20 protein-coding genes and 1 tRNA gene are annotated in these 18932 nt (G+C 58.2%); 6 read left to right on the top strand and 15 right to left on the bottom strand.

Features of this window, described 5'->3' with window-relative positions; genetic code table 11:
* Positions 1 to 29: 29 nt before the first annotated feature.
* From ACR0A2_RS20840 to ACR0A2_RS20795, 10 genes are all read right to left on the bottom strand, one after another.
* Positions 30 to 1211: a phytanoyl-CoA dioxygenase family protein gene (locus ACR0A2_RS20840; protein WP_480837065.1), complete on the bottom strand. Its 1182-nt coding sequence runs from the start codon at positions 1209 to 1211 to the stop codon at positions 30 to 32.
* 49 nt (positions 1212 to 1260) lie between these two features.
* Complete coding sequence (iolE, locus tag ACR0A2_RS20835) at positions 1261 to 2160, bottom strand: myo-inosose-2 dehydratase (RefSeq protein WP_480837063.1); 900 nt, start codon at positions 2158 to 2160, stop codon at positions 1261 to 1263.
* Positions 2157 to 3989, bottom strand: a complete 1833-nt coding sequence (gene iolD, locus ACR0A2_RS20830; protein ID WP_480837061.1) for a 3D-(3,5/4)-trihydroxycyclohexane-1,2-dione acylhydrolase (decyclizing) — start codon at positions 3987 to 3989, stop codon at positions 2157 to 2159. Before iolD ends, iolE begins: the two co-directional genes overlap by 4 nt.
* Before the next feature lie 152 nt (positions 3990 to 4141).
* Positions 4142 to 4963 carry an ATP-binding cassette domain-containing protein gene (locus tag ACR0A2_RS20825; protein ID WP_480446136.1) on the bottom strand — a complete coding sequence of 274 codons (822 nt, stop codon included), beginning with the start codon at positions 4961 to 4963 and terminating at the stop codon, positions 4142 to 4144.
* A gap of 1 nt (position 4964) precedes the next feature.
* Positions 4965 to 6071 (bottom strand): ABC transporter permease, encoded by a 1107-nt coding sequence (locus ACR0A2_RS20820; protein ID WP_152459132.1) that lies wholly within the window; start codon positions 6069 to 6071, stop codon positions 4965 to 4967.
* A gap of 69 nt (positions 6072 to 6140) precedes the next feature.
* The gene (locus ACR0A2_RS20815) at positions 6141 to 7061 is read right to left on the bottom strand and encodes a sugar ABC transporter substrate-binding protein (RefSeq protein ID WP_152459133.1); all 921 of its coding nucleotides are present in this window, start codon (positions 7059 to 7061) and stop codon (positions 6141 to 6143) included.
* A gap of 124 nt (positions 7062 to 7185) precedes the next feature.
* On the bottom strand, positions 7186 to 8199 hold the full coding sequence (iolG, locus tag ACR0A2_RS20810; protein WP_480837059.1) for an inositol 2-dehydrogenase: 1014 nt from the start codon (positions 8197 to 8199) through the stop codon (positions 7186 to 7188).
* Between the two features lie 381 nt (positions 8200 to 8580).
* A tRNA-Arg gene (locus ACR0A2_RS20805) sits at positions 8581 to 8657 on the bottom strand.
* A gap of 21 nt (positions 8658 to 8678) precedes the next feature.
* A complete protein-coding gene (locus tag ACR0A2_RS20800; RefSeq protein ID WP_171642419.1) occupies positions 8679 to 9155 on the bottom strand; it encodes a GNAT family N-acetyltransferase in 477 nt (158 codons plus the stop codon).
* Positions 9156 to 9467, bottom strand: a complete 312-nt coding sequence (locus ACR0A2_RS20795; protein ID WP_152459136.1) for an ETC complex I subunit — start codon at positions 9465 to 9467, stop codon at positions 9156 to 9158.
* Positions 9468 to 9624: 157 nt separating this feature from the next.
* Here ACR0A2_RS20795 and ACR0A2_RS20790 point away from each other — a divergent pair, with 157 nt between their 5' ends.
* The 5 genes from ACR0A2_RS20790 to ACR0A2_RS20770 all read left to right on the top strand — a co-directional run bounded on the left by ACR0A2_RS20790 (position 9625) and on the right by ACR0A2_RS20770 (position 14147).
* The gene (locus tag ACR0A2_RS20790) at positions 9625 to 9882 is read left to right on the top strand and encodes a hypothetical protein (protein WP_171725886.1); all 258 of its coding nucleotides are present in this window, start codon (positions 9625 to 9627) and stop codon (positions 9880 to 9882) included.
* 14 nt (positions 9883 to 9896) lie between these two features.
* A complete protein-coding gene (gene uvrB, locus ACR0A2_RS20785) occupies positions 9897 to 12083 on the top strand; it encodes an excinuclease ABC subunit UvrB (protein WP_480837056.1) in 2187 nt (728 codons plus the stop codon).
* 4 nt (positions 12084 to 12087) lie between these two features.
* A complete protein-coding gene (locus ACR0A2_RS20780; RefSeq protein ID WP_171642395.1) occupies positions 12088 to 12786 on the top strand; it encodes a hypothetical protein in 699 nt (232 codons plus the stop codon).
* A gap of 181 nt (positions 12787 to 12967) precedes the next feature.
* On the top strand, positions 12968 to 13675 hold the full coding sequence (locus tag ACR0A2_RS20775) for an ORF6N domain-containing protein (RefSeq protein ID WP_480837054.1): 708 nt from the start codon (positions 12968 to 12970) through the stop codon (positions 13673 to 13675).
* A 43-nt stretch (positions 13676 to 13718) separates the two neighbouring features.
* Complete coding sequence (locus tag ACR0A2_RS20770) at positions 13719 to 14147, top strand: hypothetical protein (protein WP_480837052.1); 429 nt, start codon at positions 13719 to 13721, stop codon at positions 14145 to 14147.
* 5 nt (positions 14148 to 14152) lie between these two features.
* On the opposite strand, the gene ACR0A2_RS20765 is transcribed toward ACR0A2_RS20770, so the two are convergent.
* On the bottom strand, positions 14153 to 14386 hold the full coding sequence (locus tag ACR0A2_RS20765; RefSeq protein WP_171169092.1) for a TFIIB-type zinc ribbon-containing protein: 234 nt from the start codon (positions 14384 to 14386) through the stop codon (positions 14153 to 14155).
* A 157-nt stretch (positions 14387 to 14543) separates the two neighbouring features.
* Positions 14544 to 14966, bottom strand: coding sequence for an excalibur calcium-binding domain-containing protein (locus ACR0A2_RS20760; RefSeq protein WP_171642391.1), 423 nt, complete (start codon positions 14964 to 14966; stop codon positions 14544 to 14546).
* Positions 14967 to 15108: 142 nt separating this feature from the next.
* Here ACR0A2_RS20760 and ACR0A2_RS20755 point away from each other — a divergent pair, with 142 nt between their 5' ends.
* Complete coding sequence (locus ACR0A2_RS20755) at positions 15109 to 15591, top strand: HugZ family pyridoxamine 5'-phosphate oxidase (RefSeq protein ID WP_171232998.1); 483 nt, start codon at positions 15109 to 15111, stop codon at positions 15589 to 15591.
* Between the two features lie 3 nt (positions 15592 to 15594).
* Here the strand turns inward: ACR0A2_RS20755 and ACR0A2_RS20750 are convergent, their stop codons facing one another.
* The 3 genes from ACR0A2_RS20750 to ACR0A2_RS20740 form a co-directional block, all read right to left on the bottom strand.
* Positions 15595 to 16002 carry a universal stress protein gene (locus tag ACR0A2_RS20750; protein WP_152459144.1) on the bottom strand — a complete coding sequence of 136 codons (408 nt, stop codon included), beginning with the start codon at positions 16000 to 16002 and terminating at the stop codon, positions 15595 to 15597.
* 65 nt (positions 16003 to 16067) lie between these two features.
* On the bottom strand, positions 16068 to 16394 hold the full coding sequence (locus ACR0A2_RS20745) for an antibiotic biosynthesis monooxygenase family protein (protein ID WP_152459145.1): 327 nt from the start codon (positions 16392 to 16394) through the stop codon (positions 16068 to 16070).
* Positions 16395 to 16537: 143 nt separating this feature from the next.
* Positions 16538 to 18826, bottom strand: a complete 2289-nt coding sequence (locus tag ACR0A2_RS20740; protein ID WP_480837049.1) for a glycosyl hydrolase family 28-related protein — start codon at positions 18824 to 18826, stop codon at positions 16538 to 16540.
* Positions 18827 to 18932: the final 106 nt, after the last annotated feature.

Raw genomic sequence — 18932 nt, 5'->3', positions numbered from 1 at the left:
CGGCCCCCGAGTGCCCGCCTGTGTTGAATTCAGGCAGCTTGCCTTTGGTTCCGGGCCGATAGGGACTGGGCCAGCTGCGCCTCGGTCCATCCTTCTGCAACCGCGCGACGCAGAATATCCGCCTGGCTTTCCGGTGCGTTACCTCCCACAGGCGGGTCCGTGTCCAGATTGGTCGGGAAGGGATAGCCCTCAGCCGTGGCCGCAATTGCAGCCTCCACCTGCGCTGCGTCCAGCGCCCCGCGCTGTTTCAAGGCGATCAGAGACGGGAACAGCGCCAAGGACATCGCCCGCCGATCCACCGACTCCATCGCGCGCCCGAAGGCAGATGAGATTTGCAGCAGGTTTGCCATGCGATTGATGTCGGCGCTGCTGTTCGCGCCCGCCGCATGGAACAGCGCCGGATTGAAGAACACCGCGTCCCCCTTTTCCAATGGCAACTGGATACAGCTGTCTTCGAAATGCGCCCGGTGTGCTTCATCGTGGAACGCCAGATAGCCCGGCGGGTAGAGCTGCGAAAACGGCAACAACTTGGTCGGCCCGCTTTCCACCGGCATGTCACAATGCGCAACCGCCCCTTGCAGGGTCAGCGAGGCCGTCACCAGATGAGCCTGTGCAGGATACCTGGCCGCGTTTTCGGCGCTTTGAAACCCAAGGTGATAATCCCGATGCGCCTGTTGCGCCTTGCCACCGGGGCGCACCTGATTGATCTGAGCAGTAACCTGATAGTTCGGGCCAAGCCACGCTTCACATGCCGCCGCAACCACCGTGTTCCCGAAATAGAGCGCAAAGCCCTCGGGGTCGCGCAGGCATTGCTTTTGCAGCGCGTTCCACACCCGGTCATTCGCGCCGGACGCGGCAAAATGATCGCCCTCACCGGCGCCACCCTGGCGTTCTTCTTCGATGATTTCACGAAACACATCCGTCGCCCGATCAATGATCGACGTGTCGGGATACGCCCCTTTCAGGGCGATCACACCGGCGGATTTGCCCAGTACCCGGCCCCATTCCGCCAGCAAGGCCCTGCGCGTATCAGGCCGTTCCAAACCGGGACTCAGTGCCTGCATATCATAGACGGGCACGTTCTTTTCTACCGAGGCGGCAAAAGGCACCGTCTCGGCGGAAAGAGCCTGCGAGGTCAACACCTTGAATTCGTCCAGATCACAGGATTCCCGGTCGAAATAGCCGACGAAACTGAGTTCTTGATTCACCATGATTTTTCTCCTCTTTCATGGCTTCGGTGTTGCCCCGAAAGGCGGGTTGTTACGCTTTGATCTCCAATCCTGCCTGACCGCAAACCTCGACGATGTGGTCAAAGCCCATTTTCGAGTACTCATAGGGCGGCGCCTTGGCCGGGTCCTGCTCTGCCTCGACCACGATCCAGCCGCTGTAATCCATTGCTTTCAGCGCATTGGCCACGGCCTGAAAGTCGATGCAACCGTCACCCGGCACGGTGAACGCGCCCGCGATCACCGCATCCAGAAAACTGCGATTGTTCTCACGCGTGTCCTGTACGATTTCAGGGCGGATATCCTTGAAATGCACGTGATGCACCCGATCGCCCCAACGGTTCAGCGTGGCCATCACATCGCCGCCACCAAACAGCAGATGGCCCGTATCGAAACACAGGCTCAATTCGGGGCCTGACCCCTCCATCAGCCAGTTCACCTCATCTTCACTTTCGATGATCGTGCCCATGTGATGGTGATAGGCCATGGGCATGCCCTGATCTGCCATCCACTTGGCAAGTTCGGTCAGCCTGCCCGCATAGGCCAGAACCTCGTCCCGCGACAATTTGGGGCGATCATTGACAGGCGTTCTGATCTGTCCCTGGACGGTATTGGAACATTCGGCATAGACGATGCACGGGCTGTTCAGCGCAACGAATTGTTCGACCTGTTCACGCACCACGGCGATCTCGGCGTGCAGGTCGTTGACCAGCGTGCTGCCCGAGCACCACCCCCCGCACAGCGCGATGTCATTTGCGTCCAGATAGGCCCGCAACCCTTCGGTGTCGGCGGGCATCCTCTGGCCTCGTTCGACACCTGTATAGCCGATCTCGCGCGCTTCTTTCAGCGCCTGCTCCATCGTGTAAGCTGCGGTCAGGTCCGGCAGGTCGTCATTCTGCCAGGCAATCGGAGAGATGCCGATCTTCACGCTCATTTCGTGTTTCTTTCCTTGATGGCGGCTTCATAGGCCGCGCGCTTTTCATTCACTTCGGGGCGGGTGCTGACCTCGGGCACCGCCACTTCCCACCAGGTTCCGCCATATTCGGTCGATGGGTAGGGATCGGTGTCGATCACCACGACATAGGGGCCTTTGACCTCATCGCGTTTGGCCAGCGCGTCTTCAAGTTCGGCAATCGAACTGACCTTGACCGAAGTCGCCCCCATCGCTGCCGCATGGGCGGCAAAATCGATGGCTGATTTTGTCTCATGCACAGTGTGGTCGAGAAGGTTGTTGAACTCGGCCCCGCCTGTCCCCATTTGCAGACGGTTGATGCAACCAAACCCGCGGTTGTCCGTGACGACAACGGTGAACGAAATCCCCATCATCGCCGCCGTCGCCATTTCCGAGTTGGCCATCATATAAGTGCCATCACCGGTAAAGCAGATCACGTCGCGGTCGGGCTGGGCCATCTTGATGCCCATGGCACCAGCGATCTCGTACCCCATGCAGCTGAAACCATATTCCATGTGATAGGCACCGGGGCGTGGTGCCTTCCAAAGCTTGTGCAGCTCACCCGGCATCGTGCCGGCAGCGCACATCGCAACAGTGTTTTCCTTGGCGGCCCGCTGCACGGCGCCGATCACCTGCATATCCGTTGGCAGCGCATTGCTGTCCGTCGGGGCATCCGTCAGCGCATCAACTTTGCCAAACCAATCAGATTTCAATGCCGCAGGCAGATCCGGCGCGCGATGGCCGCCCAGCGCTTCTCTGAGCTCATCCAGACCAACCCGAGCGTCGGCCTGCAACGGCATCGCTCCGTGCTTTTCGGCGTCATAGGCGGCAGTGTTCAAGCTAATCAACTCGCGCTCGGGGTTCGCGAACAAACCCCATGACCCGGTGGTGAAGTCCTGAAACCGGGTGCCGACGCCCAGCACAAGATCCGCCTTTGCGCAGATGTCGTTGGCAGGTTCGCCCCCGGTCACACCAACAGGGCCAAGGTTGAGCGGATGATCCCAGGCCAATGCGGACTTGCCGGCCTGTGTCTCGGCCACGGGGACATTGTGTGCCTCGGCAAAACGCTGCAATGTGGCGGTTGCGTCCGAATAATGCACACCTCCGCCAGCAACGATAACGGGGCGCTTGGCGGCCTTGATCGCGGCGACGGCGCGCGCCAGTTCCCCCTCATCCGGGCGAATGCGGCGCTGATACCAAACGCGTGGCTCAAAGAAGCTTTCGGGATAGTCATATGCTTCGGCCTGCACATCCTGACAAAAGGCCAGCGTCGCCGGGCCGCAATCCGCCGGGTCCGTCATCGTGCGGAAGGCGCGCGGCAGAGCCGTCAGCAGATGTTCCGGGCGGGTGATGCGGTCGAAATACCGGCTGACCGGTCTGAAACAATCATTCGCACTGATGGTTCCATCCGAGAACACTTCGGGTTGCTGCAAAACCGGATCGGGGCCACGCGTCGCAAATACATCGCCGGGCAGCAACAGAACAGGCAGACGGTTCACGTGGGCCAGAGCAGCGGCCGTAACCATGTTGGTGGCCCCCGGTCCGATTGATGACGTCACCGCCATGGCGCGCCGCCGGCACAACTGCTTGGCATAAGCAATCGCGCTGTGTGCCATGGTCTGTTCGTTGTGACCGCGATAGGTGGGAAGACGGTCTTTCACCCCATGCAGCGCCTCGCCCAGACCTGCCACGTTGCCATGGCCGAAGATCGCCCACACACCTGCGATGAACGGCTCTCCGGCCTCGTTCATCTGCGTCCCGAGATAGCGCACCAGAGCCTGCGCCGCGGTCAATCGGACTGTTTTGCTCATCATGATCCCTTTCAACTCGGAGCCGCCATCGGCGGTCCGCGGGTTTTCTCATTTTCGAAGGTGTCAGGCCTTTTGTCAGAGCCTGAAATCAGAGTGGCGTCAGGTGCCACCGCCCGATGGATGCCCCCGTGAGGGCATCCGAGCGTTTTGCTTTAGACAGTACCGCCCAGCGATCCCTCAAGCTCGGCCATTTCCTGACCGCCGGCCATCAGGTCCTGCAACTCTTCGGGTGTGATTTCACCGCGTTTGGCAGTGCCCAGAGTTTTGCCGCGGTTCAGTACGGTAAAACGATCACCCACCGCCAGCGCATGGCGCACGTTGTGGCTGATGAAAACCACGCCGACACCCTGGCTGCGCACCCGGTCGATCGTGGCAAGAACATTCGACGTCTGACGCACACCAAGCGCCGAGGTCGGTTCGTCGAGGATCAGGATCTTGGCACCGAAATACACCGCCCGCGCGATGGCCACCGTCTGACGTTCGCCGCCGGACAATGTCCCAACCGCCTGATCCGGCGCGCGCAGATTGATGCCCATCTTGCGCATCTCTTCCATGCAGACTTCGTTTGCATGATCCACATCGAACCGCTTGAACAACCCTTTGCCCTTGGTGGGTTCGCGCCCCATGAAGAAATTGCGCGTTACGCTCATCAGCGGGATCATCGCAAGATCCTGAAACACGGTCGCGATGCCCGCTTCCATCGCGTCACGCGGCGTGTCGAAATGCAGCGGCTGACCTTCGAACAAAATCTCGCCCTTGGTGGGTTTGTGCACCCCGGACATGGTCTTGATGAAGGTGGACTTGCCCGCGCCGTTGTCGCCCAGCAGGCAATGGCATTCCCCGGGCTTGACGTCAAAGCTGACGCCAGCAAGCGCGATGATATTGCCAAAGTGCTTTTCGATGTCTTTCATCTGAACGATGGGCGCCTGATCGTCGACGGCATCGCCATGGTGGAACTTGGTGTCTTCGGTCATATCAGCGCTCCCCGGTTACGCGCTTGCGGATCGCGTTGTTGAACAGAACGGCAATCAACAGCATGGCCCCCAGGAAGACCTGGAACCAATCCTGATCAAAGTCGGTATAGGTCAGTCCGATGACGACCATTCCAAAGATGATCGAGCCGAAGAAAGCCCCGATGGCCGAGCCGTACCCGCCGGTCAGCAGGCAGCCGCCGATCACCGCAGCGATGATCGCCTCGAATTCTTTCTGGAACCCCCGCCGCGCATCGGTCGAGCCCGCGTCCATGACGGTAATGATCGCCACAAGGGCGGCGCAGCAGGCCGTCAGCATGAACAGTGAAACCTTGACGCGATTCACCGGAACACCTGAATTGGATGCAGCCGTGCTGTCCCCACCCGAGGCGAAAATCCAGTTCCCCACCGGGGTGCGCAGCAGCACGTAGGTTGCCGCCAGTGTAATGACGATGAACCACAGGATTTCGACCGGAATTCCCGGGACCTTGGGCGCGCCGCTTTTGAATGTGTCGATCATGCCGTTGGCGGCCAGCCATGCGAACAGGCTGCCGAATGCTTCGCCCGAAAAGAACGGGGCCAGCCAGTCGTTTTCGACCGCGTCGCGCACACCGCGCAACTGGGTCGAACCGCCTGTCGCCATTTTCAGACCCACCAGTGACAGGCCACGAAGGATGAACAGAAACGCCAGCGTTACAATGAACGAAGGCAGGCCCGAGCGGATCACGATATTGCCGTTAATCGCACCGACACAGGCCGCAAATACGAATGTCATCGGGATGGCAAAGATCAGCGGCAATTGCCAGGTCACGACGCAGACGCCGAAAAACAGCCCCGAGAACGCGACCATCGATCCAATCGACAGGTCGAACTCTCCACCGATCATCAGCAGTGCCGCACCGATCGCCAGGATACCCAACTGTGCCGCGGGGGTCATGAAGTTCATGACACCGGCCAGAGTGAACATCGATTCATCTGCGGTAATCGCAAAGAACACGAATACCAGAACCGCGCCTGCAATGGCGCCCAGCTCGGGTCTTTTCATCAGTTTGGTCAGGAATGGTTCTTTCTTGACCCTTTCGTCCGACAGGACGGGCGCTGATTCACTCATGGTTTCCTCCCAATTCGGTGAGACCGGCGCGTTGGCGCCGATCCTGTTGTTTGTCGAGCCGCGCCGAAATCAGCGGATACCTTGCGCGGACAGTTCGATGACCTGTGCGGCCTTGTCCTGCGTGATCAGGTTCGGACCCGAAGGCACGTCGCCACCCGGCATCAGGCCGTATTTGGCGTGCAGACCCATGAAGTTCACCGACAGGTAGCCCTGAAGGTACTGCTGCTGGTCGATGGCAAAGGCCGCGTCACCATCCACGATTGACTGGAGGAAGTTGGCCGAAAGGTCGAACGAGGCAACATTCAAATCCCGCCCCGAGGCTTTGGCCGCGGCGACCGAAGGCTCGCCGGCCGAGCTTGCGCCCAGAGCCATAACGGTATCAACGCTTTCGTCAGCGGCCAACGCGGCGGCAACTTTGGACTCGATCTCGGACGGATCGTTCGAGGTCGGCAGAACGGTTACTTTACCGCCGAACCCTTCGGTGAAGCCTTCGCAGCGCAGGTCAAGTGACACGTTGCCGACCTCGTGGTTAACACAGATCGCATTCGTTCCACCCATCGAGGCCAGCTCTTCACCAGCCGCCTTGCCCGCATCATATTCGTCCTGGCCCACATGCAGCAGAGCGCCCAGTTCCTTGGCCACTTCCGCACCCGAGTTGATCGAGATCACCGGGATACCGGCGGCAACCGCACGTTCGATCGAGGGGCCAAGCGCATCGGCATCCGGGATCGAGACGATCAGCCCGTCAGGCTCCTGGTTCACGGCTGCGTCGATCAGCTGCGACATGGCAACCATGTCAAAGGTCTCAGGTGCACGATATTCCACGTTGACACCGACATCTTTTCCGGCCTGCTCAACGCCGTTCTTCACGACGTTCCAGAATGCGTCATTGGCCTGGCCATGCGACACGACCACGATTTCCTGCGCAAATGCAGGTGTGGCCAAGGCCAGTGCCCCCGCAGCAAGCGCGCCTTTAACGAATTTCTTCATTTCAGTTTCCTCCCAATGGTTCAGTCTGATCTTCTGTCGGGGTACCAGCCCCGATCATCCGGCTGTGCCGAATCTCAGTGGCTGCGGCGCTGGGCCGAGCTGCCGTTAGTTTGAAGTATTTCGATCATTTTGCAACCGGTTTCAAAATTTCTTCCATCCGAACCGGTTTTCCTGCCCGCGCCGACAGGGTTGCGGCCTCGGCCATCGCCAGCGCTGTAACACCGTCCCTCAGCGTGACCGGAACTTCGGACCCACTTTCAACAGCGTCGACAAATGCGGCCCATTCCACGCGGTATGCAGGCATGTAGCGTTCCAGGAAAAAATAGGTCGGCTTGGCACCCACGACACCGTCCGCCGTTGACTTTACGACAGTGTTTTCCAGCATGTTCTGAGCCTGTAGCAACCCCTCGGACCCCAGCAGTTCGACCCGCTGGTCATAGCCATAGGCCGCGCGCCGCGAATTCTTGATGACCGCGATGCGGCCATCCGCGTAAGTCATTGTAACTGCCGCTGTATCCACATCCCCCGCGGCGCCGATTTCAGCATCCACAAGCGAAGACCCAACCGCCGAGATTGTTTCGGGAACGTCCCCCATCAGGAAGTTCGCCATGTCAAAATCATGGATCATCATGTCCCGAAACAAGCCGCCAGACACCTTTACGTAGCTGACCGGTGGTGGCGCCGGGTCAAACGATGTGATCGACAAGAGCTCTGCCTTGCCGATCTCACCCGCATCCAACCCCGCCTTCAGGGTCGCAAAATTGGGATCAAATCGCCGATTGAACCCTATCATGACCGGCTTGCCGCGTTCCGAGACCGTATTCAGACATTCCGTGGCGCGCTTCAGGTCCAAATCAACGGGCTTTTCACACAGAACGGCTTTTCCTGCACCTGTGGCTGCTTCAATCAGGTCAGAATGCGTATCTGTTGGAGTTGCAATCAGAACCGCGCCGATTTCCGGATCCGCAATGATCTCTTCGGAGCTGCGCGCCTTGGCCCCATGATCGCTGGCAAGGCTGGCCGCGGCCTCGGGCAAGGCATCGGAAACAGCAATGAGTTTGCTGCCCGGATGCGATGCAATCGCCTGCGCATGAACACGCCCGATGCGCCCGGCACCCAACAATCCGACGTTCAACATACAGATCTCCCGAATCTTGTTGTTGCGCGCAACAATGATTCTATTTGCAACCGGTTGCAATATTTTTTTCACAACCTTGGCGCTTTTACGGCCCAGGCCCCAATTCATCCTGAAGAATTCGCGTTATGACCTCGGATCCCGATCCGCCAGCTGCAAATCACACGCTGAAATCCGCGCATTGGCCGTCCTACGGGAATCCCCCAATTTCGGAACATGGTGAATCAGGTTAATGTTTGGTTAAGGAACACACACTACCACTCTGTGACCCCTTAGAAGGGCTGGCATGACCCCCTCGTCCAGCCCTTCATACCTCACCCAACAACCGCGAAGAAACAGCCCGCATTGCGGCCTGACGTGTTCATCGAAATCGAAATTCGAGAATGGCGATCCCTGAAGGACTCGAACCCTCAACCTGCTGATTAGAAGTCAGCTGCTCTATCCAGTTGAGCTAAGGGACCGCTGCACCCTTCTTGCGGTTTTTATGAGCGGGGTTCAAGAGCCAAGCGCATGAATGCGCTGTTCGGATCGTCACTGTACCCAAAGATCGGTCCGCAATAGGAATAACCCAACGCTTTGTAAAGCTTGCGGGCGGCATCATACTCTGGAAGATGCTCTGCCCCGGTTTCCAAAACCAAAGCTTCGACGCCTTCTGCGCGCGCCAGATCGGCCAGATGAGCCATCATGACACGCGCCAGTCCGCGCCCCCGTGCCTGTGCGAGGATATGCACCGATTTCACCTCGGCCGTGCCATCGGGTAACAGTTTCAAGGCGCCGCAGCCCAACGCCTGCTGATCGTCGTAAATCGCACAGAATCGAATACCCGGTCCGGCCAGTGATTCTGCGCTCATCGTATGGTTGCTTTCAGCAGGGCCGGCCGATTCGCTGTGGGCGAAATGAGCTTCCACAATCGGGCGCAACACGTCCGAGGTGGGGTCGGCCTCGCGAATTTCGATCATTCAGTGAGTCCAGGGACCGCGGCGGTCAGTGGCGAAGTTTTCTCCGTAGCCGCGTGCGCGCAGGTTGGGTTTGCGCTTGTGCGGCTCGCTGACCTGCGCATCGATGCCATTGTCCCTGGCATAATCCATCGCCTCTTTCTTGGTGTCGAATTTCAGGCGTATCTGGGTTTGCGTGTCATTGGATGATGTCCAGCCCATCAGCGGATCAACCTCACGTGCCGAAGCGGGGGCATATTCCAGAACCCACTTGCGGGTCTTGGCCATCCCTGAAGTCATCGCATTCCTTGCAGGCTGGTAAATCCGTGCGCGCATGTCGCCTCTCCGTACTCACTTGGCTGGATCTGTTTATGCGTCAGAGCGCAACCCGGGACAAGACAACAATTGTCGCGGATTGTCGAAGCAAGCCAATGACAGAAACTGTCATCAGGGCCAACTATGATCTTCGACAAATCAGCCGAAGGATAAGCAGATGATCCATAGTGAATGCATTCTGGGCGTCGACGCGAACCCCGGGAACAACCGGGCGATGCCCTCGACCGAAGCCCATACCGTAATCGCCGGCAAACCGATGATGACGAAGGCTCTCATCGGCGAGCTTGGCGCGTTGGCCGGCAAGGTTGGTTCGGATCACAATCCGGATGCGTATCTGCCCAGTGTCGAAACTGGGAGATTTGTACCGGATCAGCCCTTGCAGTTGGACAAAATAAGAACAAATGTAAGGGCCTGATCCGGAGCCTGCCCATGCCATACGCCCATTCCGACAAGACCCAAATGACAACCGAAGATGTTCGGGCCCGCCTGAAACTGGAAGGCGGCAAACGGTTTGTCATGCATACGGAGTTCGCCCCCGCAGGAGACCAGCCAACCGCAATCAAGGAACTTGCGGGCGGCATTCTGGATGGAGAGCGCGATCAGGTTCTGTTGGGGGCGACCGGAACGGGCAAAACCTTTACGATGGCCAAGGTGATTGAAGAAACCCAGCGCCCGGCCATCATCCTCGCCCCCAACAAGACATTGGCGGCGCAGCTATATGGTGAATTCAAAGGCTTCTTCCCGGAAAACGCGGTCGAATACTTCGTCTCCTACTACGACTATTACCAGCCCGAGGCCTATGTCGCGCGATCGGACACGTATATCGAGAAGGAATCCCAGATCAACGAACAGATCGACCGGATGCGCCACTCGGCCACGCGGGCGCTGCTGGAACGGGACGACGTGATCATCGTGGCCTCGGTCTCGTGCATCTATGGCATCGGCTCGGTCGAGACCTACGGGGCGATGACGCAGGATCTGAAGGTCGGGCACGAATATGACCAGCGGCAAGTGATGGCCGATCTGGTGGCCCAGCAATACCGCCGCAACGATCAGACCTTCCAGCGCGGCAGCTTCCGGGTGCGGGGCGACAGCCTTGAAATCTGGCCTGCTCACCTTGAGGATCGCGCCTGGAAATTCTCGTTCTTCGGTGAGGAACTGGAAAGCATCACCGAATTCGACCCGCTGACCGGCGAGCGCGCCGCGACAATGGAACAGGTGCGCGTCTATGCGAACTCGCACTATGTCACGCCGAAACCGACGATGCAGCAGGCCATCATCGGCATCAAAAAGGAACTGCGCCAGCGGCTGGATCAGCTGGTGGGCGAGGGCAAGCTGCTCGAGGCGCAGCGGCTGGAACAGCGCACCAATTTCGATCTGGAGATGCTCGAGGCCACCGGCGTCTGCAACGGGATCGAGAACTACTCGCGCTATCTGACCGGCCGCGCGCCGGGCGAGCCGCCCCCGACCCTGTTCGAATTCATCCCCGACAACGCCATCGTCTTCGCCGACGAAAGCCACGTCTCGGTGCCGCAGATCGGCGGCATGTATCGGGGCGACTATCGGCGGAAATTCACGCTGGCTGAACACGGCTTCCGCCTGCCGTCCTGCATGGACAACCGCCCCCTCAAATTCGAGGAATGGGACGCCATGCGCCCGCAATCCATTTTCGTCAGCGCCACCCCGGCAAAGTGGGAGATCGAACAGACCGGCGGCGTCTTCACCGAACAGGTGATCCGCCCAACGGGCCTTTTGGACCCCGAGGTCGAAATCCGCCCCGTCGAGATGCAGGTCGACGACCTGCTGGACGAGGTGCGCAAGGTCGCGGCCAATGGCTTCCGCACGCTGGTCACCACGCTGACCAAACGCATGGCCGAGGACCTGACCGAATACCTGCACGAACAGGGCATCAAGGTCCGCTACATGCATTCCGACATCGACACGCTGGAACGGATCGAGATCCTGCGCGACCTGCGGCTGGGCGCATTCGACGTGCTGGTCGGCATCAACCTGCTGCGCGAAGGGCTCGACATCCCAGAATGCGGGCTGGTCGCCATTCTGGACGCGGATAAAGAGGGCTTCCTGCGCTCGGAAACCTCACTGGTTCAGACCATAGGCCGCGCCGCGCGGAACGCCGACGGGCGGGTGATCATGTATGCCGACAAGGTCACCGGTTCGATGGAGCGCGCGCTGGAGGAAACCAACCGCCGCCGCGCCAAGCAGATTGCCTATAACGAGGAACACGGCATCACCCCCGAGACGGTGAAGAAGAATGTCGAGGACGTTCTGGCCGGTCTCTACGAAGGCGATGTGGACATGAACCGCGTCACCGCCACCATCGACAAACCGATGCACGGCGCCAATCTTGAGGCCCATCTGGACGGGTTGCGCGAGAAGATGCGCAAGGCGGCCGAGAACCTGGAATTCGAAGAGGCCGCCAACATCCGGGATGAGATCAAACGTCTGGAAGCGGTCGACTTGGCCGTCGCCGACGACCCCATGGCGCGCCAATGGGCGGTCGAGAAAGCGTCCGAGGATGCGGTCAAGTCGCGCGGGCGGTCAACGGCCGGACGGCCGGGGCAGCGGGGTGGGAATGTTAAGCGGCGAAAGAGGTAAGGTAGTGTCGGCGTCAGATGAGTGGATAGGTTTTGAAAAGCAATCGATTGAAGTTCAATTTGCCCTGTTTACACAATGCAGATTACTTAGCATTGCGATTAACCAATACGATCAAGGAAATCACTTCACTTGTCTCTGGATGGCTAATGGTATCAATACAATTTGCCACGACAAAGGCGGATCTCACATATCCATTTTAAGGGCGCTGGGAATTAAGGATGAAATTTTCGTGATATCCAGCGTCGACAAAAGCTTAGACAAGGAAAACCTTCTTCCACAAAGCTTGCTTACAAATATTCGCATTCACTCAGAAAACCATCAAATGACGGTAAAACACGTTCCAAAAGACGTGAAAAGCGTGCAAATTGGTGCGGAAAAAAGTGAGTATCGCAAACTTTCTGTCAATGATTGGCTGAACGAGCCTGTTTTATTGAACTCCTCAAGGCAAGAGTTTTCTAGGATACAAATTGTTTCTTGGATGCGAAATACTGTTGGCGGCGCTCACTTTGACAAGTCACCAAAACACAAAAACTTTTTTCTCCATCGGGGCACTTCCAATCCCGGCTCTTTTTGCTCTCCTGATGGATCCCAGGTTGCACCAGATAACACTGCAGAGGACGCCGCAGTAAGGCAAATGGTTCACGAACTGCTTGCTTCAATGGTGATGCAATCCAAAGTTACTGGGTTGAATTATGAGAACTAGGCCTTGCGAAGGCATGCATGCGTAGGATGGGGGCTCGCACCCATCTTTCTCAAACGGTCAAAATGATGGGTGAAATAACCCATCCTACACCCTAGCAATCGAACGCACACACTCCACCCTTGCAGCCCAGCGCTCCCTCCTCCACGTTTGAAATCACAGATTGTGATTCCAAACGGTTGCTATGACGAACCCGAAAAACCTTCCCAGCACACAAGAGGTCCAAAGCGCCATTCACCGGGTGCGCGGCACCCGCGTGGTGCTGGCCGAGGATCTGGCGCGGTTCTACGGAAAATCCGTCAGCGCCTTCAATCAGGCCGTCTCGCGCAACAAAGACCTGTTCGAAGGCTACCGCTTTCAGCTGACCGACGCCGAGGTGGCCGATTTGACATCACAGAATGTGATTTCAAAACCCAAGGGCCGCGGTGGGCGGCGGGTCAATCCTTGGGTCTATACCGATTACGGCGTGGCCATCGCCTCGACTCTGTTCAAGGACCCGCGCGCGATCAAAATCACCCGCATGATCACCGAGGCATTCGTCGACGGCGCCAACGCCCTGACCGAAACCCCACGCAGCGCGCCCGAGATCCTGCCGCCCGAAGGCACCCCCGCCCCGCTGCTGCCCAATGGCGATCAGTTGCGGGCGCTGGCCGAAAACATCCTCGATTCCGGGCAGCAGAGCCTGGTCGATTACATCGCCAACCCCACCACCAAACGCCAGCAGGCGGTGGCGGTGATCATGAAGACCCTGGCCGAAACCGCAGGCAAAGAGGTGCGCACCCAGCACGAGCGTCTGCGCCTGCGGATCGCCGAACGGTTGGCCGCCGGCGATTATGCCGATGATGACGACCGCAAGGGGTTGCTGGACCTGCTGAATGCGATGAAAGGCTGACGCAACCCTTGCCCCGGACCTTTCGGCCGCTAGACTCCGCCCCATGCGCGTTGTCCTGTTATCACTGACCCTCGGCACACCCGCCGCCGCGTGGGAAGCAACGGTGGGCCAGATCTGCACCCTGTCACACATGACGGACACGGCAGAGATATTCCTGACCTATGACCCGGCAAAACCGCTCTATACCCTGTCCGTTACCCGCAAGACCGAAGGTTGGACCAACACCCCATGGTTCGCGATGCGGTTCGAGGGGCCGAACCCCATCGAAATCGCCACTCCGCATCATGTTCTGTCCGACGGTGCATCGATGCTGACAGTCACCGATACCGGATTTGGAAACGTGCTGGACGGGCTGGAATACAACCGGACCGCCTATGCGTTTACGCAGGACAGGGTGAGTGAATTTCCCTTGGACGGTGCAGCGCCCCAGGTTCGCATTTTCCGCGAATGTGCCGGGGCTCAGCTGTCCTGACCGGGTCAGAAATCGAACAGATCTTCCAGAAAACCGCCACGCTTCTTTTTCTTGCGATAGCCGTGATCCGCCCGGTCATCGTAGCCGGGTTGTGGCGGAGAATACGCTGTCGAACGCTCGATGATCTTGTCCAGTTCGCCCCGATCCAGCCAGACACCTCGGCATTGCGGACAATAGTCGATTTCAACCCCGTTTCTGTCCGTGATGACCAGTTGAGTTCCGTCAATCGGGCATTGCATCATACGATCTCCTGTTTTGCCATCTTTATGAGATGGGGTTGATCCGCTGCATTGCCATCCCTCTGTGACATGACGCCCGTTCGCTTGGGTCAAGCGGTATGACACAGGCAACTGGCCCCGGCCCAGGCAGAATTTCTGGACTTCGCGATTACAACCGTCAGGGGCGCACGAACTTGGCCGTTCCAAGAGACCGCTGTTGCGGTTCGGGACTGTTGTGAAGTGCCGGCGCAGTTGCCCGGGGCGGGTTGGCAGCGCCACAGGCGACCCCGTCGCCATCCGGGTCATTGCGCTTGTGATACCCTGCCTGCCCCTCGTAAAACGGCCCCACCCCCAGCGACTGCGTTGCATCACAACCCGCCAATGCGATCAGGTGGATCACCGCCTCTTCCCGCTCAAATTCGGACAGGCGCAGAAAAACACCCGTGGCGATCAGCACGGTGGTCAGCGGCAACAACAGAACCATGACCAGTATGCGTAGCGGAGACAGCGCGTGCCTGCGCGTCGCCTCTGCGCGCCGGTGTCGTCTGGACGGCCGCGGCTTCGGATCGGGCGTATCCTGCGAGGGTTTCTTGAACAGCATTGTCTGATCTGTAACGTCGATTTGTGGCAAAGCCGAGGCAATCCCATATCGCTGAGGTAAAACAAATGGCGCAATCCATTTCAGGCACTTAAGGTGACAGGGAACCGTCATTTGCCCGATTTTTTGCTGTCGAACCGATATCGTGACCCAATCCGATCCCTATCAGACGCCTGACGCAGCGGCGCGCTTGCAAGCACAAGACCTTCTCTTTCAGGCCAAATTTGCCGCACTGGCCTTTCTGCACCCTGACACCGGGTTGCCGTCTGTCTCGCGGATCGCGCTGGCCGCAGATGAAGCAGGTTGCCCTGTCTCTCTGATTTCAACCCTTGCGGAACACACGCGCGCGCTGAGCACTTGCCCCAACTGCGCCCTTCTGATCGGAGAGCCCGCAGACAAGGGCGACCCGCTGACCCATCCGCGCCTGACATTGCACGTGATCGCTCAGCCGGTTCACCGGGACATGGCAGGCTATGGTGACTTGCGCGACCGGTACTTGGCGCGACGGCCCAAAGCGAAACTCTATATCGATTTCGCCGATTTCGGACTGGTCCGGTTCGCCATTCAGGACGGTCTTTTGAACGCCGGATTTGGCAAGGCCTATCGCCTTACCGCACAGGATTTCTAGCCATCAGCGGACCACATGCACGGCACATCCCGCATGACGAACGACATGAGACGCGGTAGAGCCCAGAAGCAGGTCCTGCATCCCCGGCCGGTGGGACGCAATTATGATCAGATCGGGCTTGTTCGCCTCGGCCCAATCCAGAATGGTCCGGCCGGAATGTCCCTCGATCACCAAACCCTTGGCATTCGGCAGCTGCGATGCCAGTTCATCCAGTTCTGTCTGAATCGCCTTACGCGCCTCTGTCAGATATTCGGACGGCATATACGAGATTGCATAGTTTGGAATATGCTCGACCACATGCAACAATGTCACCTGCGCGTCTGGCGTGGCCAGAATCTGGGCCAGCTTCAAAGGCCCGGATGTATCTCTTTCAGCATCGAACGAGATGGGGACCAGAATGTTGTGATACATGATGTGAGCCTCCATTTTTGCAGGCTAACTTTGAAACAGATATGAATTGCAGGCTTTGATTCAGGTCAGGAACTGCCGAATGTCTCAGCGACGTCATACATGACCGGCTCAAAGCTTTTGCAGAGTTCGTTGATCTTGCGGTTGCGATCGCGCATTTCCGGCGTGCGCAGCATGGCAAGGAAATCTTCGCGGCGCTCCCATTGCGAATAGTTTGCTATTCGGGTTTGTGCGTCATTGACGTGCAGCCCGGCGGAAACGAAACCTGGCTGCTTCGAAATGAACTCGGCATAGGCATCCGTCAAAGCTTCCAGAAGGTCCTGACAGGTGCCAGGCGTCATTTCAAAGGTCGTGATAACTGTTTGAACACTGGCGTTTTTGGCGATTTTCAGCATCGGGATTCTCCACTTTCTGTCCCAAGCCTAACACATGAAAATGAAACGTCGCCTATTTCCTGCCAACCTTGCAAACCAGGTCAGTCATTTACGGTCAGATCAGAGTGAAATGGCCACCCGTTTCAGGGTGGCCAGACAGCCTTTTAACGTTCCATGCGCATCAGAACCGAGGCCGTACCTTTCACATGCTCTGGCCAACGCAACAGAAAACTGTCGCCTGTCGCCCCCTGTTCGACCTCAACATGAGGCGCGCTGAAGACGTGGTTGTTGAACACCCCCGAAAGCACACCGATCGTCGCAACCCCATCGCAGCTTCGCGCCTTGCCGTCGAAAGGCAACTGCCCGTTTGCCGAGACAGGCCAAAGATTGGACACCGAGTTCTGCGTATAACGAACCCTCAACGGGTTTGCGGATTTCCTGGTTACGCCATGATAGGTGTTGTTCTGGAAGGTCACGTTCGTGTGCCTGTCTTTGTTCAAGTCGGCAAAGCTTGTATCCACCCGTTCCGCTCGAAAGATTTCGCCGCTCGTGGCACGGAACTTGTTGCCGGTCACGACCAGGCCGTTGAGATAATGCCCGGGCCCATAGGGGCGAATGACGATGAAACTGAACCAGGACGGGGCCTGACTGGAATAAAAGATGTTGTCCGTGATGCTCATCGCACTGAACGAAAAGCCACTCGTATAGGTCGGCGACGGGTCGCGTTCATTCGTCCATTCGATGAAACAGTTGTCGACATAATTCTCGGCGATAGTGGAGCTGTTGTAGGTGCCGATCATGATCAAACCGGCCGTACGCACACCTTGCGGGATGCTATCGCCCTGAAAGACATGGTTGCCCAGAACCATGTTGTTGTCGCCCCCCAGAACGGCGAAATGTCTGAAACGCACCGCTCGGTTGTGGCGCAGCTTCACATCGTTTGAATTGGTATTCAACGCAATGGAATACCGGTCCGTTACGACAAGGGATTCTTCTGCTGACAGGAACTGGCAATTGTCGATCAGCATGCCCTTGCACCCCGTTCCGGTCGACGTGATCCCCCGGTCTTTTGGGCGGCTGATAGAACAGTCGTTCAACGAAAATGTACTTCCGGCGGCCGCCAAACGAATTCCGCTGCATCGGCTGTTGCACTGTAATTCGATCTGTTCCATGCCGAATTTCCGAAGCGTGCTGAAGCCGCTGAAATCCAGCAGGTACTTGAAGGAATAGAATGTGAAAGACTGGGTCCCCGACGCCCCCACAAGAGGCGCGCTCAGCGTGATCTCACCCGCACCGACATTCTTTGACCGTACATAGATTTCGCGCCCGACTCCGCTGCCGGCAACATAGGACCCGACGGGAATGTTGGCGACATTCGCGACATTGGTCAGACGCGTTTTGTCGGACGGGTCATAGGTCGCGGTCGAGGTGAACGTTTCCGTATCCCACGCCGAACTGCTTTTGACGTCAAACTGACCATTCCGGATCACGCGACGGGTTGAAAAACCACTCTGCTTGTTGGGAACCGCTGCTGCCATATCGATCGGCGCGGTGACGGAAATCTTGCGACCACCCAAATCCAGCGAGTCATGATCCGAATTGTTCAGAAGGGCCTGAAACGCTTTTTTGAATGCCAGTTCTTCGTCTCCGAAAGCCGAAATGTAAGCCGGCAGATGGAAATCCTTGGTCAGCAACAGCATCTTGTCATCCGGCATGGTGACTGTGCCTTCAAAGTCCATTTCGGACGTCATACTGGTGTTTTCGGCCAGATGATAAGTCCCTTGCGGAACGTAAACCCGACGGCCACCCGCCGCCTGGTCGGCCGCTTCAAACGCAGCCGAATCGTCCGTCACACCGTCGCCGATGGCCCCATAGTCGCGCACATCCACAACACTGATCATCTCACGCAGGAAGACACCGGTGACATCCGTGATCTCCAGGTCGTCGACGCGCACCAGCGCCCCATTCGCGCCCTCAATATCCAGACCAAAATGGCCATACAGGGCGGCCAGCCCCCAAGGCATGTCCACGCCGGGGCGTTTGCCGGTTCCGACGATCGCCGTTATTTCATGCACGCTTCCATAGCCCGACAGCTGTGTGGCAGGCCCCTGCTCCACGACACCTGCCACATGCGTGTCCCCTGCACCCCCGGCCCAGGCCGCTATGCGCACCGATGGCAAAGGGCCGCTGATCGCCTTGACCCGCGCTTTGATCTGCAAATAGCAACCGGGCAAAATCGGCGTCTGGCCCATATACCGAAGCTGTTGGGTAGTTTGGACTTTTAGGATCTCCAGACAACCACCAAAATCGGCATCCGCAGGCACGAAAACCCCCGTGCCGGATCCGCCATATGTGGGCGAGCCGGGCGTTCCGTCCCCCGCAGACCAAACGGTCAGGCCATTCGCGAATTGAGGCGGCATGAAGACGATGCCGTCAGTGATTGCCTTGTTCATTGAAAACCCTTTCTAAATCGCGCCGCACCAATCTGGCGACGCGTCCAAACCCCGTGTCCAGGTCCGCCCCGAACGCGTCAGTCTGAATACCGAAAGAGAGTTAACC

The organism is Ruegeria sp. H8 (assembly GCF_056532905.1).
The sequence above is the reverse complement of the archived record's forward strand: the minus strand, read 5'-3'. Positions and strand labels throughout refer to the sequence as shown.